The organism is Streptomyces sp. NPDC085944 (genome assembly GCF_040686295.1).
GTDB lineage: Bacteria > Actinomycetota > Actinomycetes > Streptomycetales > Streptomycetaceae > Streptomyces > Streptomyces salinarius.
Genome location: NZ_JBFBJX010000002.1, coordinates 11,173 through 29,560 on the forward strand (window position 1 = coordinate 11,173; position 18,388 = coordinate 29,560).

Annotated in this window: 18 protein-coding genes; 6 read left to right on the forward strand and 12 right to left on the reverse strand. The window is 73.3% G+C overall.

Translation table 11 applies throughout. The features are described 5' to 3' along the window. Window positions 1-45: 45 nt before the first annotated feature. Window positions 46-2,931: an aminomethyl-transferring glycine dehydrogenase gene (gene gcvP / locus AB0P07_RS03690; protein ID WP_365544581.1), complete on the forward strand. Its 2,886-nt coding sequence runs from the start codon at window positions 46-48 to the stop codon at window positions 2,929-2,931. 65 nt (window positions 2,932-2,996) lie between these two features. On the opposite strand, the gene AB0P07_RS03695 is transcribed toward gcvP, so the two are convergent. The 8 genes from AB0P07_RS03695 to AB0P07_RS03730 all read right to left on the reverse strand — a co-directional run bounded on the left by AB0P07_RS03695 (window position 2,997) and on the right by AB0P07_RS03730 (window position 9,449). Further along, window positions 2,997-3,416 (reverse strand): TOBE domain-containing protein, encoded by a 420-nt coding sequence (locus tag AB0P07_RS03695; RefSeq protein WP_365544583.1) that lies wholly within the window; start codon window positions 3,414-3,416, stop codon window positions 2,997-2,999. A gap of 26 nt (window positions 3,417-3,442) precedes the next feature. Further along, entirely contained in the window at window positions 3,443-4,546 is a 1,104-nt protein-coding gene (locus tag AB0P07_RS03700; RefSeq protein WP_365544586.1) for an ABC transporter ATP-binding protein, read from the reverse strand. Continuing rightward, window positions 4,543-5,316, reverse strand: a complete 774-nt coding sequence (locus tag AB0P07_RS03705) for an ABC transporter permease (protein ID WP_365545825.1) — start codon at window positions 5,314-5,316, stop codon at window positions 4,543-4,545. The genes AB0P07_RS03700 and AB0P07_RS03705 overlap by 4 nt, the downstream gene beginning before the upstream one ends. Window positions 5,317-5,399: 83 nt before the next feature. Next, window positions 5,400-6,236 carry a molybdate ABC transporter substrate-binding protein gene (modA, locus tag AB0P07_RS03710; RefSeq protein WP_365544589.1) on the reverse strand — a complete coding sequence of 279 codons (837 nt, stop codon included), beginning with the start codon at window positions 6,234-6,236 and terminating at the stop codon, window positions 5,400-5,402. Window positions 6,237-6,449: 213 nt separating this feature from the next. After that, window positions 6,450-6,845 carry a molybdopterin-binding protein gene (locus AB0P07_RS03715; RefSeq protein WP_102928904.1) on the reverse strand — a complete coding sequence of 132 codons (396 nt, stop codon included), beginning with the start codon at window positions 6,843-6,845 and terminating at the stop codon, window positions 6,450-6,452. 158 nt (window positions 6,846-7,003) lie between these two features. Then, window positions 7,004-8,068 carry a LacI family DNA-binding transcriptional regulator gene (locus tag AB0P07_RS03720; protein ID WP_365545828.1) on the reverse strand — a complete coding sequence of 355 codons (1,065 nt, stop codon included), beginning with the start codon at window positions 8,066-8,068 and terminating at the stop codon, window positions 7,004-7,006. A 242-nt stretch (window positions 8,069-8,310) separates the two neighbouring features. Continuing rightward, window positions 8,311-8,514: a DUF5999 family protein gene (locus AB0P07_RS03725; protein WP_125633362.1), complete on the reverse strand. Its 204-nt coding sequence runs from the start codon at window positions 8,512-8,514 to the stop codon at window positions 8,311-8,313. A gap of 350 nt (window positions 8,515-8,864) precedes the next feature. Then, window positions 8,865-9,449: a hypothetical protein gene (locus AB0P07_RS03730; RefSeq protein ID WP_365544593.1), complete on the reverse strand. Its 585-nt coding sequence runs from the start codon at window positions 9,447-9,449 to the stop codon at window positions 8,865-8,867. Between the two features lie 554 nt (window positions 9,450-10,003). Here AB0P07_RS03730 and AB0P07_RS03735 point away from each other — a divergent pair. Both AB0P07_RS03735 and AB0P07_RS03740 read left to right on the forward strand, forming a co-directional pair. After that, window positions 10,004-11,521: a glutamate--cysteine ligase gene (locus tag AB0P07_RS03735; RefSeq protein ID WP_365544596.1), complete on the forward strand. Its 1,518-nt coding sequence runs from the start codon at window positions 10,004-10,006 to the stop codon at window positions 11,519-11,521. A gap of 81 nt (window positions 11,522-11,602) precedes the next feature. Beyond that, window positions 11,603-12,430, forward strand: coding sequence for a type II CAAX endopeptidase family protein (locus AB0P07_RS03740; RefSeq protein WP_365544599.1), 828 nt, complete (start codon window positions 11,603-11,605; stop codon window positions 12,428-12,430). Between the two features lie 24 nt (window positions 12,431-12,454). Here AB0P07_RS03740 and AB0P07_RS03745 read toward each other — a convergent pair whose 3' ends face one another. The 3 genes from AB0P07_RS03745 to AB0P07_RS03755 all read right to left on the reverse strand — a co-directional run bounded on the left by AB0P07_RS03745 (window position 12,455) and on the right by AB0P07_RS03755 (window position 15,206). Beyond that, window positions 12,455-13,264 carry a PhzF family phenazine biosynthesis protein gene (locus AB0P07_RS03745; RefSeq protein ID WP_365544601.1) on the reverse strand — a complete coding sequence of 270 codons (810 nt, stop codon included), beginning with the start codon at window positions 13,262-13,264 and terminating at the stop codon, window positions 12,455-12,457. A 95-nt stretch (window positions 13,265-13,359) separates the two neighbouring features. Next, window positions 13,360-13,995 (reverse strand): response regulator transcription factor, encoded by a 636-nt coding sequence (locus AB0P07_RS03750; RefSeq protein ID WP_365544604.1) that lies wholly within the window; start codon window positions 13,993-13,995, stop codon window positions 13,360-13,362. Next, entirely contained in the window at window positions 13,992-15,206 is a 1,215-nt protein-coding gene (locus tag AB0P07_RS03755) for a sensor histidine kinase (protein WP_365544607.1), read from the reverse strand. The genes AB0P07_RS03750 and AB0P07_RS03755 overlap by 4 nt, the downstream gene beginning before the upstream one ends. A gap of 174 nt (window positions 15,207-15,380) precedes the next feature. Between AB0P07_RS03755 and AB0P07_RS03760 the strand changes: the two genes are divergently transcribed. The 3 genes from AB0P07_RS03760 (at window position 15,381) to AB0P07_RS03770 (ending at window position 17,959) form a co-directional block, all read left to right on the forward strand. Continuing rightward, entirely contained in the window at window positions 15,381-16,472 is a 1,092-nt protein-coding gene (locus tag AB0P07_RS03760; RefSeq protein WP_365544609.1) for an ABC transporter permease, read from the forward strand. Beyond that, complete coding sequence (locus AB0P07_RS03765) at window positions 16,469-17,152, forward strand: ABC transporter ATP-binding protein (protein WP_365544612.1); 684 nt, start codon at window positions 16,469-16,471, stop codon at window positions 17,150-17,152. Before AB0P07_RS03760 ends, AB0P07_RS03765 begins: the two co-directional genes overlap by 4 nt. A gap of 135 nt (window positions 17,153-17,287) precedes the next feature. Further along, window positions 17,288-17,959, forward strand: coding sequence for a PadR family transcriptional regulator (locus tag AB0P07_RS03770; protein WP_078884918.1), 672 nt, complete (start codon window positions 17,288-17,290; stop codon window positions 17,957-17,959). 105 nt (window positions 17,960-18,064) lie between these two features. Here the strand turns inward: AB0P07_RS03770 and AB0P07_RS03775 are convergent, their stop codons facing one another. Continuing rightward, window positions 18,065-18,253 (reverse strand): hypothetical protein, encoded by a 189-nt coding sequence (locus AB0P07_RS03775; RefSeq protein WP_365544616.1) that lies wholly within the window; start codon window positions 18,251-18,253, stop codon window positions 18,065-18,067. Window positions 18,254-18,388: the final 135 nt, after the last annotated feature.

Consider the following 18,388-nt stretch of genomic DNA (forward strand, 5'->3'; position numbering starts at 1 on the left):
CGCCGTGGTGCCCCTCGAAGGTCGTCAGACCAGGAGGCCTCCGCAATGACCGCCCACCGCACTCCGCTCTCCGAGCTCGAACAGGCCATGCCCTTCGAGCAGCGCCACATCGGCCCCGACCACGAGGCCCGGGCCAAGATGCTCGCGCAGGTCGGTTACGGCTCGCTCGACGAACTGACGGCCGCCGCGGTGCCGGATGTGATCAAGAACGCCGACCGGCTCGACCTGCCGGGCGCGCGCTCCGAGGCCGAGGTGCTGGCCGAGCTGCGCTCCCTGGCCGACCGCAACCAGGTCCTCGACTCCATGATCGGCCTCGGCTACTACGGCACCTTCACCCCGCCGGTCATCCTGCGCAACGTCATGGAGAACCCGTCCTGGTACACGGCGTACACGCCGTACCAGCCGGAGATCTCCCAGGGCCGCCTGGAGGCCCTGCTGAACTTCCAGACGATGGTCGCCGAGCTGACCGGTCTGCCCACCTCCGGCGCCTCGCTGCTCGACGAGGGCACCGCCGCAGCCGAGGCGATGGCGCTGTCCCGGCGCATGGGCAAGAACAAGAAGGGTCTGTTCCTGGTCGACGCGGACGCCCTGCCGCAGACCGTCGCCGTGATACAGACCCGGGCCGAGCCGACCGGCGTAGAGGTCGTGGTCGCCGACCTGAGCGCGGGCATCCCGGCCGAGCTCGCCGAGCGGGAGATCAACGGCGTCCTCGTCCAGTACCCGGGCGCCTCCGGAGCCGTCCGCGACATCAAGCCGGTGATCGACCGGGCGCACGAGCTCGGCGCGCTCGTCACCGTCGCCGCCGATCTGCTCGCCCTCACGCTGCTCACCTCGCCCGGCGAGCTGGGCGCGGACATCGCCGTGGGCACCACCCAGCGCTTCGGCGTGCCGATGGGCTTCGGCGGACCGCACGCCGGTTACATGGCGGTGCACGAGAAGTTCGCCCGCAGCCTCCCCGGCCGCCTGGTCGGCGTCTCCGTGGACGCCGACGGCAACAAGGCCTACCGCCTGGCCCTGCAGACCCGCGAGCAGCACATCCGCCGCGAGAAGGCCACCAGCAACATCTGCACCGCTCAGGTGCTGCTCGCCGTCATGGCCGGCATGTACGCCGTCTACCACGGCCCCGAGGGCCTGCGGGCCATCGCGCGGCGCACCCACCGGTACGCCACGATCACCGCGGCCGGTCTTGCCGCCGGTGGCGTCGAGATCGTCCACGGCGCCTACTTCGACACCGTCACCGCGCGGGTGCCCGGCCGGGCCGACGCGATCGTGCACGCCGCCCGCGAGAACGGCATCAACCTGTGGCTCGTCGACGCCGACCACGTCTCCTTCGCCTGCGACGAGACCACCACGCGGGCCCAGGTGGCCGGCGTGTGGAACGCGTTCGGCGTCGAGGGCGACGTCGAGGCGCTGGACGCGGAGGCCGGGGACACGCTGCCCGAGGCGCTGCTGCGCACCGACGACTTCCTGACCCACCCCGTCTTCCACCAGCACCGCTCCGAGACCGCGATGCTGCGCTACCTGCGCCGCCTCGCCGACCGGGACTACGCGCTGGACCGCGGCATGATCCCGCTGGGCTCCTGCACGATGAAGCTCAACGCGACCACCGAGATGGAGCCGGTCACCTGGCCCGAGTTCGGCGCGCTGCACCCCTTCGCGCCCGCCGGGCAGGCGCAGGGCTACCTGACTCTCATCCGTGAGCTGGAGGAGCGGCTCGCCGAGGTCACCGGGTACGACAAGGTCTCGCTCCAGCCCAACGCCGGCTCGCAGGGCGAGTTCGCGGGCCTGCTCGCCGTACGCGGCTACCACCGGGCCAACGGCGACGAGCAGCGCACCGTCTGCCTCATCCCGTCCTCCGCGCACGGCACCAACGCCGCCAGCGCCGTGATGGCCGGCATGAAGGTCGTCGTCGTCAAGACCGCCGAGGACGGCGAGATCGACGTCGAGGACCTCCGCGCCAAGATCGAGAAGCACCGCGACGAGCTGGCCGTGCTGATGATCACGTACCCCTCGACGCACGGCGTGTTCGAGGAGCACGTCGCCGACATCTGCGCGCAGGTGCATGACGCGGGCGGCCAGGTCTACGTGGACGGCGCCAACCTCAACGCCCTGGTCGGCCTCGCCAAGCCCGGCCACTTCGGCGGCGACGTCTCCCACCTGAACCTGCACAAGACCTTCTGCATCCCGCACGGCGGCGGCGGTCCGGGCGTCGGCCCGGTGGGCGTACGGTCGCACCTGGCGCCGTACCTGCCCAACCACCCGCTGCAGCCCGCGGCCGGTCCGCAGACCGGGGTCGGGCCGATCTCGGCGGCGCCCTGGGGCTCGGCGGGCATCCTGCCGATCTCGTGGTCGTACGTCCGCCTGATGGGCGGCGAGGGTCTCAAGCGGGCCACGCAGGTGGCCGTGCTGTCCGCCAACTACATCGCCAAGCGCCTGGAGCCGCACTTCCCCGTGCTGTACACCGGCCCGGGCGGTCTGGTCGCGCACGAGTGCATCATCGACCTGCGCCCGCTGACCAAGGCGACCGGCGTGAGCGTCGACGACGTCGCCAAGCGGCTGATCGACTACGGCTTCCACGCGCCGACGATGTCCTTCCCGGTGGCCGGCACGCTGATGATCGAGCCGACCGAGTCCGAGGACCTGGCCGAGCTGGACCGGTTCTGCGAGGCGATGATCGCCATCCGCGCGGAGATCGAGAAGGTCGCCTCCGGAGCCTGGCCCGCCGACGACAACCCGCTGCGCGGCGCCCCGCACACGGCCGGCGCGCTCGGCGGGGAGTGGGACCACGCGTACACGCGCGAGGAGGCCGTCTTCCCGGCCGGGGTGTCCGCCGCCGACAAGTACTGGCCGCCGGTCCGCCGCATCGACCAGGCCTACGGCGACCGGAACCTGGTGTGCTCCTGCCCGCCGCTGGACGCCTACGAGGACTGAGCGGTTCGTGCCCAGGGCCCCGCTCCCCGTCCTCGGGGCGCGGGGCTTCGCCGTTGTGGGGCCGGCTACGCCGTGGCGAGCGCGACCTCGGTGGACTTGACGAGCGCGATGACGTCCGAACCCACGAAGAGGCCCAGTTCCTCGGCCGCTTCCTTGGTGATCACAGCGGTGAGTTCGGCGTCCACCATGGCGATGTGCGCGATCGCCATGACGTCGCCGAGCACGAGCCGGGTGACCGTGCCGGGCAGCCGGTTGCGGATCGAGAGGCCGTCGGCCGGGCCGGTGGTGAGGGAGATCCCCGTCGACTTCACCAGGCCGCGGACGGCCGTTCCGGGGCTCAGGCCGAGAGCGTCGGCGGCCTCCCGGGTGATGGCCGCGGTGAGGTCCTGGCCGCCGGAGAGGCGGACCCGGACCGTCGCCATGGCCTCGCCCGGGGTGACGGCGGTGACGGTGCCGGGGAGCTGGTTGCGGATGCTCAGGCTCATGGGGGCACCGTAGCCCGGCGCAGGCTTCACGCCGGGTATGCGTGGGTCTGCGTCGCCTTGACCGCCGCCCACACCCGGGCACCCGGGTGGAGGCCCAACTCGGCCGCGGCGACCGTGGTGAGGTCGGCGGCGAGCGGGAGTTCGCCGGCGAGGTCCACGCGGATCTGGTCGCCGTGGCTCTCCAGGCCGGCGACCTCGCACTGCCAGAGGTTGCGGGCGCTGGAGCCGGCGGGACGCTCGTCGTACAGCGTCACGGCGCTCGGCGGGAAGGCCACGAAGACGGGACCGGAGAGCTCCTCGGTCGTGGTGATGCCGGGGCCGGCGTCGAGCCGCACGGTGTGGCCCTCGGCCCGCCCCCGGTAGAGGTTCAGACCGACCAGCTGGGCGATGTAGTCCGTGCGGGGCCGGCGGGCGATGTCGGCGGGGCCGCCCTCCTGGACGACCGCGCCGTCCTCGACCACCACCAGCCGGTCGGCCAGCACCATGGCGTCCAGCGGGTCGTGCGTGACCAGGACGGCGACGGCCTCGAAATCGGCGAGATGGCGGCGGAGCCGGGCGCGCACCTCCAGCCGGGTCCGGGCGTCGAGGGCCGCGAGCGGCTCGTCCAGCAGGAGCAGCCGGGGGCCGGTGGCCAGGGCGCGGGCGAGGGCGACGCGCTGGGCCTGGCCGCCGGAGAGGCGGCGCGGCTTGGCGCCGGCGTGCGCGGCCAGGCCCATCCGGTCCAGCCACGCGGCGGCCCGCGCCCGGGCCTCCGCCTTGCCCGCCCCTCGGCAGCGCGGCCCGAACGCGACGTTGTCGAGGGCGCTCAGGTGCGGGAAGAGCAGGTAGTCCTGGAAGACCACCCCGACCGGGCGGGACTCCGGCGGCGTACGGTCCAGCGCGACGCCGTCGAGGTGCAGGTGACCGCCGGCGAGCGGGACCAGACCGGCGAGCGCGCGCAGGGCGGTGGTCTTGCCCGCGCCGTTGGGGCCCAGCAGGGCCACGACCTCGCCGGGCGCGGCCGTGAGGGCGACGTCCAGGCGGAAAGTGCCGCGTTCCACCACGAGCCGGGCGTCGAGGCCTTCCCCGGACCGGCGGCCGTCGGGGGCGGGGGAGCTCATGGCGGCCTTCCGTTCACCGGTCTCGGTCATGACGCACTCATCCAGCGGTCCCGCAGCCCGGCCAGTACGGCGATGGAGACGGCCAGCAGCACCAGGCTGAGGGCGATCGCCGCCGCCGGGTCGTTCTGCAGGGCGAGGTAGACGGCCAGCGGCATGGTCTGGGTCCGGCCGGGGAAGTTGCCCGCGAAGGTGATCGTCGCCCCGAACTCGCCGAGCGCCCGCGCCCAGGCCAGCACGGCGCCCGCCGCGATGCCCGGCGCGATCAGCGGCAGCGTCACCCGGCGGAACGCGGTGAAGCGGGAGGCGCCCAGAGTCGTGGCGGCCTCCTCGTAGCGCGGGTCGGCGGCGCGCAGGGTGCCCTCCACGCTGATGACCAGGAACGGCATCGCCACGAACGTCTCCGCGAGGACCACGCCCGTCGTCGTGAACGGCAGCGTGATCCCGAACCAGGCGTCCAGCCACTGTCCGACGACCCCGTTGCGTCCGAACGCCAGCAGGAGCGCGACGCCGCCCACCACCGGCGGCAGCACCAGCGGCAGCGTCACCAGGGCGCGGACGAAGCCCCGGCCGGGGAAGTCGGTACGGGCCAGCAGCCAGGCCAGGGGCACGCCGACGAGCAGGCTCAGTACCGTCGCCGACGTCGCGCACAGCAGCGACAGGCGCAGCGCCTGCCACACCTCTGGGCTGCTCAGCTGCTGCGGCAGTCCGCTCCACGGGGCACGGACCACCAGGGCGAGCAGGGGCAGCAGCAGGAACGCCAGGCCGATCAGGGCGGGCACCAGCAGGGGCACCGGCACCATGCGTCCCCGGTGCCGGGGGCGGCGCGGCCCGGCGGCGACCAGGTCGGTTCCGGGGGGCGTGGGTGTCGTTCCGGTGGACTTGCTCACGGCGTGCGGAACCCGGCCCCGGTGAGCACCCGCTGCCCTTCGGCGGACTTCACCAGCTCGATGAACGCCTTGGCCGCGTCGGTGTTCGGGGCGTTCTCGAGGAGGGCGATCGGGTAGTCGTTGACCGCCTTGGCCGACTCCGGGAAGTCCACACCCGTCACCCTGTCACCGGCCGCCTTCACATCCGTCTTGTAGACGACGGCGGCATCGGCCTCCTTCAGCTCGACCTTGGTGAGGGCGGCCTTGACGTCCTGCTCGTACGAGACCGGGGTGAGCTCGAGACCACTGGCGTCCAGCGCCTTCCGGGCCGCGGCGCCGCACGGCACCGTCTTGTCGCACAGCACGACCTTGAGGCCGGATCCGGTGAGGTCCTTCAGGGAGGCGACGCGGTCGGGGTTGCCGGGCAGCGTGGCGATCTCCAGCTGGTTGCGCACGAAGGTGACCGGGGTACCGGCCGCGGCCCCGGCGTCCGTGACGGTGGCCATCGTCTTCGGGCTGGCGGAGGCGAACACATCCGCCGGTGCGCCGCTGGTGATGCTGGCGGCGAGGGTGTCGCTGCCGGCGAAGTTGAAGGTGACCTCGGTGCCCGGGTGCTGCTTCTCGAAGGTCTCGCCGAGCGTCGTGAAGCTCTCCTTGAGCGAGGCCGCCGCGAACACGGTGACCTGGCCGGACACCTTCGCCGAGGAGGACGGCGAGGCGCCGGCGGAGTCCGAGTCCGTACCCGGGTCCGAGGACGACGAGCAGGCGCTCAGGGTCAGCAGCGCGGCGGCCCCCGCACCGCCCAACCGCGCGGTACGGCGGATGCGGCGGGTCCTGCGCACGGAACGGGTCATCACGGGCACTCCCTCGGCGTCTCCGGGCGGGGGCCGACGGGCTCGGCGACCTTGCGTGCGGCGACCGGGCGTGGGCGACTCCCATTGCGCTGATCATACTTCCGCATCTGCCAGGTGTAAGTCTCCTGTCGCATTGCATGAGCAAGCTCGGTGGAGGGAAAGCCTGGCATGTGCGTTCGCACGGCTACTCAGGTGGTCGGGGTGGTCGGGCGGTCAGGTTCTGTCGACATGGACATTCGTCGACTTCACCCGGGCCGTGGCCTCCACGCCGACCTCCAGGCCGAGTTCCTCCACCGCCTCCCTGGTCAGCAGGGAGACGAGCCGGTGCGGACCGGCCTGGATCTCGACCTGGGCCGCGACGTCGCCGAGCTTGATCGCGGTGACGATCCCGGGGAACGCGTTGCGGACCGAGGTGTGCGGGGTCTCCTCGTCGGCGCCGTCGGAGCGGGCGAGCTCGACCGAGAACGCGGCCAGGTCGCGCCCGTCGACGACGCGCCGCCCGCCCTCGTCGCGACGGGTGGTGATCCGGCCCGCGTCGGCCCAGCGGCGCGCGGTGTCCGGGCTGACGCCGAGCAGCCGTGCCGCCTGGCCGATCGTGTAGGACTGCATGCCGGTCACGATAGGCCGCACGAGGGCGACGGCGGACGCGGGGTTGGCCGTTGGGTACAACGCGATATGGCGTCAGGCGAGGGTGCCTCCGAGGTGACGACCCTGAGGGCCGTCGGACCTGGGGCGGCCGTGGAGTCGAGGGGAGATCGTGGGCGGGATCAACCGCACGGCGCCGCGCGACGGGGCGGCGGCGCGGTGCTGGAGCGGACGATCAGCTCCGTGCCCAGTTCGACCCGTGGCGGGTCCGGCCGTTCGTCGCGGGCCGGGCGGAGCGCCGTGCGGGCGGCCACCCTGCCCATCTCGGCGAGCGGCTGGCGCACGGTCGTCAGCGGCGGCGCCGACCAGCGGACCTCCGGAAGGTCGTCGAAGCCGACGACACTCACGTCCTGCGGCACCCGCAGACCACGCCTGCGCAGCGCCTCGATCGCGCCGAGCGCCATCTGGTCGCTGGCCGCGAAGACGGCAGTCGGCGGTTCGGGCAGACCGAGCAGGGCGTCGCAGGCCGCGAAGCCGGACTCGTGGCGGAAGTCGCCGGGGACGGCGAGGGAGTCGTCCACGGCCACGCCGGCGCCCCGCAGAGCGGCGCGGTAGCCGTCGTGGCGGGCCCGCGAGCACAGCAGCCGCGGCGGCCCGGCGACCAGGCCGATCCGGCGATGCCCCAGCGCCAGCAGGTGTTCCGTGGCCGCCCTGCCACCCGCATGGTTGGCCGCGCCGACGGTGGGCACGTCCAGGGCGGGGGAGCCCGCCGGGTCGACCAGGACCAGGGGCACGCCGAGGACCCGCAACTCCTGGTGGAGCACGGGGTCCAGCGCCGAGGTGACGAGGACGACGGCGTCCGAGGCCCGCGCCCGCAGATTGCGCATCCACTGGCGGGCGCCGCCCGAGCGTCCGTGCACCGCGGAGACCACGGTGCCGACCCCGGCCGCGTGGGCCACCTCCTCGACGCCCCGGATGATCTCCACGGCCCAGGGGCTGTCCAGGTCGTTGAAGACCAGGTCGATCAGGGCCGCCCGGCGGCCGGGCGCGGCGGCGCGCTTGCGGTACCCGTGCCGGCGCAGCAGTTCCTCCACCCGCGCCCTGGTCCCGGGGGACACGTCCGACCGGCCGTTCACGACCCGGGACACGGTCGGCACCGAGACACCCGCGCGGCGGGCGATGTCCGTGATCGTGACCCTGCCCCGGCCGCCGGACGATGTCCCCGCCCGCGCCCCGTCCACCGCCACTTCCCGCACCTCCACCGACACCGATCACCAACCTTCCCCGGAGTCTTCCGGAAACCCGGAGCTCCGGGGAAGGCGTACCGGCCGTGGAGACCCGGGCCGTCACCGCGCCCACGCGGGCGGCCTACGGGGAGTGACCGGTCCCGGACACGCGTGAGGGCCGGTGCGCAGCCGTGGCTGCGGGCCGGCCCCGTGAGGTGCCGGGCACGGTGGCGTCTCGTGGCGTCACACGGCCCGGCCCGAGGTCAGGCGGCGGTGGTCAGACCCGCGCCGACGGGGCGGTGCGGGGCGACGACCTGACCGTCCGGCAGTAGCTCACCGGTGTCCTCGAAGAGGACGACACCGTTGCACAGCAGGCTCCACCCCTGCTCCGGGTGGTGCGCCACGAGACGGGCGGACTCCCGGTCGGCGGATACGGCTGACGGGCACGGTGGCTGGTGCTGGCACATGGGTGGGGTCTCTCGGTCTGTGATGACGGGTGAGTTCGCTGACTCTGCTGACTTGTCTGTACCGCGGCGTGAAGCCTCGTTCATGGCCGCCCCCCGTTGTTCGAGTCGGTCCGGACCCAGTGTTGCCCCCTGGGCCTGGATCCGCAGGTATTTCGCAGCACCGCTTCTCACAGATTGAGGACGCGTCACCCGCGCGGACGGTTCAGCCCAACTCCACTGTCCTTTCGGATGGTTCGGCATGGCCGATCGGGACTAGTCCGCGCGGGTGGTGGGGGAGAGGGTGGACAGGAACCGGTCGGCGGGCCCGGCGACCGGGACCGGGCGGCGTGCCGGCCGGGCGCAGGGCCGGATCAGGCGGGAGACCCCAGCAGCCGGGTCGGCGTCATCCGGTGCGTGAGGACCGGCAGCAGTTCGGCGACCCGGTGCGGCAGATGGGCCGCGATCCCGGGCGGGGCCGGCGCCAGCGGCACCAGCAGATCGGTGGCCGCGGGATGCCCGGCGGCCGCGTCCGCGGCGCAGTCGCCGTGCAGCCACAGCGTGAGCATGTACAGCTCGGGAACCGACAGCAGGCGCGGCTGATACGGCTGGGGCAGCGACTCGGCCTGCCGCACCGCGCGCTCGGTCGAGGCGACGTAGGGGCCCTCGAAGAAGTGCGAGAAGGCCCAGCCGTCGGCGGTCAGCATCGTCTCCGCGGCCGCCACCACCAGGTCCGAGCACCGGATGTGGAACCGCCACCCGGCCAGTCGCGTCGCCGGCACACCCTCCGCCGTGACCCGGTCGAGGACGTGCACGGGCAGCGGCAGTTCCGGTGCGGCGGGTCCCTGGGCGCGGAGCAGGGCGGGGGTCCGGGCCTCGCGGACCGCGGTGGGCGAGGAGAGGGCGGTGAGGACGGAGCGCAGGGCGGGCGCGGGGGCCTGGGGAACACACAGGGACATGATGGGTCGCCTCTCATTCGAAGGCACGGTGGCGCGAGGGCGGGGCAGACGACACTGTCGGCTCACGGGGCTGGGAGAGGCAGGGGCCGGGTCCGGGAAACGAGAAGTGGGACAGGCCTGCCGCGCATCAGCTCGACGGCAGGATCCTTCGGCCCTGGGAGCCGGTCCGCTGCCTGTCCGCGGAGTTTATACGACATGTGTTCAGACTGTGTTTCGGCTAGCCGATTCCGGTAAGAAGTACAAGGTTGAACTCGGCCGTCGATTTGTGGGAATCCTCCGGATTCCGAACCGGGTGTAAGGCGATGACCTCGGGGAATGTTCACCGAGCGGTCGGCCAATTGCCGTCGGCTTTTTTCACGAGTTGCCGGCCCGGGAAACTGCTCCACGTGCCATGCCCGACGAATGTGCCAGCGGTCACATCGGCACAGCGTAGCGGCTGCCGGGCCGCCGAGGGGACGTTATCGATCGCTTCGGCTGGGCATCATCCCACCTGACCGGCGACCGGACACCGGCGGCCGGATCTTCCACACATCGCTCCGAGAAGGGACTCTTCCATGGGGGAGAAGGTCGTGGCAGGTCAGTTCGACCTGTCCGATCGCCAGCGCTACCGCGAGAAGCTCCAGCGGTGCCTGACGGGTCTGGAGCGACTTCTGGCGGAGAAGCGGTTCGACCGTCCCAAGAACCTGATGGGGCTGGAGATCGAACTGAATCTCGTCGGTGCCGACGGGATGCCGAAAATGTTGAATGCGCAAGTCCTCGAGCGCATCGCGAGCCGCGACTTCCAGACCGAACTGGCCATGTTCAACCTGGAGGTCAACATAGCTCCGCACCGCCTGGGCGGCCGGGTATTCGACCGGCTCGCGGAGGAGATCCGCACGTCTTTGGCATATGCGGACCGCAAGGCGGGCGAGGTCGACGCGGGAATCGCGATGATCGGTATTCTGCCGACGCTGGACCGGGACGACCTGGTCTCGTCCAATCTCTCCGCCGTCGACCGCTACGCACTGCTCAACGAACAGATCGTGGCCGCCCGCGGGGAGGACTTCACCCTCGACATCGAGGGCGTCGAGCGTCTGACCTGCACCTCGAAATCCATCGCCCCCGAGGCCGCCTGCACATCCGTGCAACTGCACCTCCAGGTCACCCCGGACCGCTTCGCGGACGTGTGGAACGCGGCCCAGGCCGTCACCGCCGCGCAGATCGCCCTCGGTGCCAACGCGCCCTTCCTCTTCGGCCGCGAACTGTGGCGCGAGTCGCGGCCCCCGCTGTTCCAGCAGTCCACCGACACCCGCCCGCCCGAACTCCAGGCCCAGGGCGTGCGGCCGCGCACCTGGTTCGGGGAGCGGTGGGTGACCTCGGCGTACGACCTCTTCGAGGAGAACCGGCGCTACTTCCCGGCGCTCCTGCCGATCTGCGACGACGAGGACCCGCTGGACGTCCTCGACGCGGGCGGGGTGCCCTCGCTCTCCGAGCTCGTCCTGCACAACGGCACCGTCTACCGCTGGAACCGCCCCGTCTACGACATCGCCGACGGCGTCCCCCACCTGCGCGTGGAGAACCGGGTCCTGCCCGCGGGCCCCACCGTCACCGACGTCATCGCCAACGCGGCCTTCTATTACGGGGTCGTCCGCGCGCTCGCCGAGGAGCCCCGGCCGGTGTGGACCCGGCTGCCGTTCGAGGCCGCCGCCGCCAACTTCGAGGCCGCGTGCCGCCACGGCATCGACGCCCGCTTCGAGTGGCCCCGGCGCGGTCGCCTCGGTGGCACCACCGAGGTCGACGCCGCCGTCCTCGTACGCGACGAACTGCTGCCGCTCGCCGAGGCGGGCCTGGACGCGTGGGGGGTGGAGCCCGCCGACCGGGACTTCTACCTCGGCGTGATCGACGAGCGGTGCCGGCGCCGGGTCAACGGCGCCTCCTGGCAGGCGGCCACGTTCCACCGGGCGCTGGAGGCGGGCCTGTCCCGGGAGGCCGCGCTCGCCGCCACGACCCGCCGCTATGTCGAGCTGATGCGCGAGGGCGACCCCGTGCACCTGTGGCCGGTGGGACTGCCGGAGCCGGTGCCGCTGAGCTGACCGCCGCCGGGCCCGCCCCCGCCGCGCGCCGCCCCACACTGATCGGGCAAGCTGTGACGTCCCAGCTGGAGGCAGGTGTGCATGGCGGAGGCGGGCCCGGTGGACGATGCGTTCCCTCACAAGCGACTCGACGAGCAGTCTTGGAACGGCGAGCCGCTCTCGCGGCGGATCCTGCGGGACGAGACGCTGCTCGTCCTCGCGCTCTCGCTCGGCGCGAGCGGCGTGTCCGCCCTCATCAGCTTCATCGGCTCGGTCACCCGGCCCGGCGGGCTCAAGGACCAGGCAGCCACGCTCAACGCCTCGGCGGCGCCCGGCCGCCCCTGGCTCGACCTGGCCTGGCAGCTCTTCGGGATCACCACGGCACTGGTCCCGGTCGCCCTCGTCGCGCACTTCCTGCTGCGTGAGGGGCGCAGTCTGCGCACCCTCGGCTTCGACCGCACCCGCCCGTGGCCGGACCTGGGCCGCGGAGCCGCCGTCGCCGCCGTCATCGGCAGCACCGGCATCGCGTTCTACCTCGCCGCCCGCGGCCTCGGCTTCAACCTCACGGTGGTGCCCGAGGCCCTGCCCGAGGTGTGGTGGAAGTACCCCGTCCTGATCCTCTCGGCGGTGCAGAACTCCGTTCTGGAGGAGGTCGTCGTCGTCGGCTACCTGCTGCGCCGGCTCGACCAGCTCGGCTGGGGCGCGGGTGCCTCGCTGGCGGCCAGTTCGGTACTGCGCGGGTCGTACCACCTCTACCAGGGGATCGGCGGATTCGTCGGCAACATGGTGATGGGAGTGGTGTTCGTCTACCTGTACCGCCGCTGGGGACGGGTGGGTCCGCTGGTGGTGGCGCACGCGCTGCTCGACATCGGGGCCTTCGTCGGTTACGGGCTGCTCGCCGGGAAGGTGGACTGGCTGCCGACGGCGTGACCGCCGGCGCCCGCCCGTGCGCGGTCAGGCCAGCAGTTCGCCGTCGACGACCGTCACCGCGTGCCCGCTCAGCAGGGTGCGCCCGCCGCGCAGTTCCGTGCGCACCCGGCCGGAGCGGGCGGACGCCTGGAGGCCGGTGAGGTCCGGGCGGCCCAGACGCTCGGACCAGAAGGGGGCCAGTGCCGTGTGGGCGCTGCCGGTGACCGGGTCCTCGTCGATGCCGACGTTGGGGAAGAAGCAGCGGGAGACGTAGTCGTAGCCACGGGCGGGATCCTCCGCGAGTGCGGTCGCGATGACGCCGCGCTCGGAGCGGGCGGCCAGTGCCACGAGGTCCGGCGTCAGAGCGCGGACCGTCTTCTCGTCGGCGACCTCGACCAGCAGGTCCCCGATGTTCGGCCCGGTGTCCAGGACGGTGAGCGGTTCGGCGCCCAGGGCCTCGCCGACGCCCGCCGGGGCCTCGGCCGGGGTGAGCGGCGCGGTCGGGAAGTCCAGGGTGATCGAGCCGTCCTCGCGGGGTGCCGCGCTCAGGACACCGCTGCGGGTGGCGAACCGCACCGGTCCCGAGTGGGCGCCGGTGGTGTGCAGGACGTGGGCCGTGGCGAGCGTGGCGTGGCCGCACATCGCGACCTCGGTGGCCGGCGTGAACCAGCGCAGGGCCCAGTCGGCCTCGCCGCCCGCGGGCAGCCGGTGGGCGAACGCCGTCTCGGAGTGGTTGACCTCGAGGGCGACCCGCTGGAGCCGGTCGTCGTCGGGGAAGGCGTCGAGGAGCAGGACTCCGGCGGGGTTGCCGGCGAAGGGCCGGTCGGTGAAGGCGTCGACGATTCGGATGCGCATGCCCCGACGCTAGGACCGTGCGGAGCGGCGTACCAAGGCCAATCCGGCTCCGCTGGACCGTTTTCGGCGGCGGTCCGCGGGGCTCCCGTGAGGGGTCAGCGGCGGATCAGCCCGAGTGCCGTCGCGGTGGCCACGGCGGCGGTGCGCGAGTCGACGTCGAGCTTGGCGTAGATGCGGGCCAGATGCGACTTGACAGTGCCCTCGGTGAGGTGGAGCCGGTGCCCGACGGCCTGGTTGGACAGTCCGCCGGCCACGAGCGCCAGGACCTCGGTCTCGCGCCGGGTCAGCGTGGTGCCGGGGGTGCGCAGCCGGTTCATGAGCCGGTCGGCGACGGCGGGGGCGAGGGCGGTGCGTCCGGCGGCGGCGGTGCGCACGGCGTCGGCCAGGTCCTCTGGCGGCGCGTCCTTGAGGAGGTAGCCGGTCGCGCCCGCTTCGATGGCGGGCAGGGTGTCGGCGTCGGAGTCGTACGTCGTGACGATCAGCACGCGCGGCGCCCCGGTGTGGGCGACGATGGCGGCGGTGGCCTCGGCGCCGTTCATGCCCTTGCCGAACTGGAGGTCCATGAGCACGACGTCGATGTCGCCGCCCGCGGCACGAGCGACGGCCTCCTCGGCGGTGGCGGCCTCGGCCACTACCACGATGCCCGGCTCGGTCTCCAGTACGGCGCGCAGACCGGCCCGCACCACGGGGTGGTCGTCGGCCAGGAGCAGGCGGACGGCGGTGTCGGTCACGGGCGGGCCTCGAATTCGGTGGGCGGGGTGAGGGGGAGGCGGGCGGCCAGGGCGGTGCCGTGGCCGGGCGCGGTCTCGATGGTCAGGGTGCCGCCGAGGGCGTCCAGGCGGGCCCGCATGGCGGCCAGGCCGAAGCCGCCCGCCTCGGGATCGGCGGGGGGCAGCTCGTCCGGATCGAAACCGACGCCGTCGTCGACGACGTCGAGGGCGACCTGGTCGCCGAGGTGGCTGAGGGTGAGCTCGGCCGTGCCGGCGTCGGCGTGGCGGACCGTGTTGGCGAGGGCCGACTGGGCGACGCGCAGCAGGGCGACCTCGTGGGCGGTCGGCAGCGGGGCCGGGGCGCCGCTGAGGTGGAAGCGGGCGGTGATCCGGTGCCGGGCGGACGTCGTGGCGCACAGGCGCTCCAGGGCGCCGGCCAGGGTCGTGCCCTCCAGGGTGGGCGGGGTCAGGGCGGCGACGAAGCGGCGGGCCTCGGCGAGGTTGTCCACGGCGGCCTGCCGGGCCGCCACGACGTGTCCGGCAGCGGCGTCCGGCCGCCCGGGCAGGGCGCGCTCGGCGGCGCGCAGCAGCAGCTGGATGCTGGACAGGCCCTGGGCGAGGGTGTCGTGGATCTCGCGGGCCAGCCGCTCGCGCTCGGCGAGCACCCCGGCGGTGTGCTGGGCGCGGGCGAGGTCGGCGCGGGTGGCGGTGAGCTCCTCGATCAGCCGCCTGCGCTGCTCGCTCTCGCGGTACAGCGCCTGGTATCCCCACACCACCGCGACGGCGACGGCGGCGCCGAGCGTGGGACCGATCACCATGGCCGGGCCGAAGGAGCCGGTGTGGGCGGCGTACCCGGCGACGGCCGCCACGGCGGTGAGGCTCACGGCGGCCGGGCCGGCCCGGCGCGACAGCAGGTGGAGCTGGAGGAAGTACAACGGGAACGCCACCCACACCGCCTCGGGGGACAGCGCCAGCAGCACCAGCCATACGGCACCCACGGCGGCCAGCCACCAGGCGGCGGCCCGCCGGACGAGACGGACGCGGGGCAGCACCGGCCCGGCCGCGTACACCAGGCCGCACGCCGCCGCCACGGCGGCGATCGCCCCGGCGTGGGACCGGCCGTCCGTCACGGCCCGGGCGGCGACCAGGACGAGCAGACCGACCACCAGCAGGTGCAGACACCAGGCCAGGGCGCGGGTGGTCGGGGTCAGGGCGGGGGCGGAAGCGTTCACAGTGCGTCCCAGGCTACGAAAGACGAGTGCCCGGCGGCCTCCGTCGAAAGTTACAACCCGCGTGCCGCCTTCCGGCCCCTGAAGTGCCGTCCTGCGCCGGACGCGCGGGCGGGGGCCGGGCGGCGACGGTGGGGGGCGTACCGCTTTCACCGCCGGAAAGGGCAGGCCCAGACCGTGTTCGTCGCCTGGAGAGACCTCAAGTTCGCCAAGGGGCGCTTCGCCCTGATGGGGACCGTCATCGTGCTGATCACCCTGCTGGTGGGGCTGCTGTCCGGACTGACGGCGGGCCTCGGCCGGCAGAACACCTCCGCGATCACGGGACTGCCCGCCGACCGGATCGCCTTCCAGGCGCCCCGCGGCGGCGGCGACCTGTCGTACGCCGATTCCACGGTCACCGAGCGGCAGTGGCGGCAGTGGTCCGAGGCTCCCGGCGTCGAGCGCGCCGAGCCGCTGGGCATCACCACCACCAAGGCCACCGCGGGCGACCGCAGCGGCGGTGTCTCCGCCTTCGGCGTGCGCCCCGGCTCACGGCTGGCCCCCGACGGCGCGCGCATCGACGACCGCGCGGCGGTGCTGTCCACCACGGCCGCCGACGACCTCGGGGTGCGGACCGGCGACTCCTTCGCCCTGGCCGGGCAGCGGCTGAGGGTGGCCGCCGTGTCGGGAGACGCCTTCTTCAGCCACACCCCGGTCGTCTGGACCAGCCTGGACGTGTGGCGGAAGGCCGCGCCTCCCGCTGCCGGCGGCGCGGACGGGCCCACCGCCACTGTGATCGCCCTGAGCACCACCTCCAAGGCCGACGTGACGGCCCTCGACGAGCAGGCCGGGACAAGGACCGTTGCCACCGAGGACTCCCTGTCCGCGATCGGCTCGTACACCTCGGAGAACGGCTCCCTGCAGCTGATGCGCGGCTTGTTGTTCGCCATTTCCGCCCTCGTCATCGGCGCCTTCTTCACCGTGTGGACGATCCAGCGCGGCGGTGACGTCGCCGTCCTCAAGGCGCTCGGTGCCTCCACGGCCGGACTGCTCAAGGACGCCCTCGGCCAGGCTCTCGTCCTGCTGGTCGGCGGCACCGCGATCGGTACCGGCGTCGCCGCCGCCCTGGGAGCACTCGTCGCGGGTTCGGCCGTGCCGTTCCTGCTCACCCCCGCCACCGTCCTGCTCCCGGCCGCCGTGATGGTCCTCCTCGGCGCCCTCGGGGCCGCCCTGTCCATCCGCCGGATCACCTCCGTCGACCCGCTGACAGCCCTGGGGAGCGCCCGATGAGCCTGAATCTGACCGACGTCACCCTCACCTACGCCGACGGCGAGGACCGCCTGACCGCGCTCGACCGGGTCGGCCTGGACGTCCCCAGGGGCACCCTGACCGCCGTGGTCGGACCCTCCGGATCAGGCAAGTCCAGCCTGCTGGCCGTCGCCGCCACCCTCATCACCCCGGACGCCGGGACCGTCACCGTCGACGGCATCCCCACCACCGGCCTCAGCCGCGGCGAGCTGACCGCACTGCGCCGGGACAAGATCGGCATCGTCTTCCAGCAGCCCAACCTGCTGCCGTCCCTCACCGCCGTCGAGCAGCTGCAGGTCATGGCGCAGATAGACGGCCGCAAGGCCCGCACCGCCCGGGGCTGGGCGATGGAGCTCCTCGACGCCGTCGGGCTGGCCGGCCAGGCGGGCCGCCGTCCCCACCAGCTCTCCGGCGGCCAGCGGCAGCGCGTCGCGCTCGCGCGCGCCCTGATGAACGATCCCACCGTCCTCCTGGTCGACGAACCCACCAGCGCCCTCGACCACGAACGCGGCGCCGCCGTCATCGACCTGGTCACCCGCCTCACCCACCAGCGGGCGAGCGCCACCGTGCTGGTCACCCATGACCGCGCCCACCTCACGGCCGTCGACCGGATCGCCGAGGTGCACGACGGCCGGCTGCGCGAGTCGGCTTCGACCCCCTGACGCGGCGGGCGCGGGCGGCGCGGCCCGGTTTCGCCGAGGAGGAACGGAGACATCCGGCGGAGGCTTGCCGTGCGATACGTTCCGATATATCGTTGAGGCATCGCGACAGATCAACGACTGGATGGAGTGATGGCGATGCACAGCCACGGATACGAACGCGGTCACGGTGGACATGGCGGGCACGGCCCCGGCCGTGGAGAGGGCGGCCCCTTCGGGGCCTTCGGCCGCGGCGGCTTCGACGGCCGGCGTGCGGCGTTCGGCCCCTTCGGGCCGGGTGGTCCCGGCGGCGGCCCCGGCGGTCCCTTCGGACCGGGCTTCGGTCACGGGGGCCCCTGGGGCGGCCGAGGACGCGGCGGACCCAGGGGAAGGGCCCGGCGAGGCGACGTACGGGCGTCGATCCTGGCCCTCCTGAAGGACCGGCCGATGCACGGCTACGAGATGATCCAGGAGATCGCCGAGCGCAGCGGCGGGGCGTGGAAGCCCAGTCCCGGTTCGGTGTACCCCACCCTCCAGCTGCTGGAGGACGAGGGGCTGATCGCCAGCGAGAGCGAGGGCGGCAAGAAGCTCTTCGCACTCACCGAGGCGGGCCGCACCGCGGCCGAGGAAGGGCCGGAGGCGCCCTGGGAAGAGGCCTCGCGGGGCGTCGACTGGGAGGCCCTCAACGACATCCGCCAGGCCGGGTTCGGGCTGATGGAGGCCTTCGGCCAGGTCTGGAAGACCGGCAGCAAGGAACAGCGGGAGAAGGCGCTCGCCGTCATCGGCGACGCCCGCAAGAAGCTGTACCTGATCCTCGCCGACGAGGACTGACGCCGGACGGGACGGAGGGGCCCCGCGGATTTCCGTCCGCGGGGCTCCTTCGTGTGTGCGGTGGAGCGTCCGTGCGGCGTTCGCGGTGAACCGGCCGCGGGCCGTTCAGTCCACCCGCGTTATCACCGCCGCGTCGAAGACGTCCCACGCGCGCGGAAGGGCGCTCTCGTCGTGGCAGTGCCACGCCTCCCAGAACAGGTCGGCGAGCAGCGCCTCCGCCGGTGCGTCCACCCGGTACACGTACCGCCTGCCGTCCACGGCGGGCAGTACCACCAGCCAGCACCTGCTCCTCATGTCCCTGTCCGACCCACGAGGGCCCGTTTCGGTTGCCCCGGGGGACGGGTGGCAACGCGGCGCGCGCCGGGACGGCCGAAACGGCCTGATCTCATCCCCAAGGAGGAGATTCCGTCCGGGCGGGTCCACTCCCCG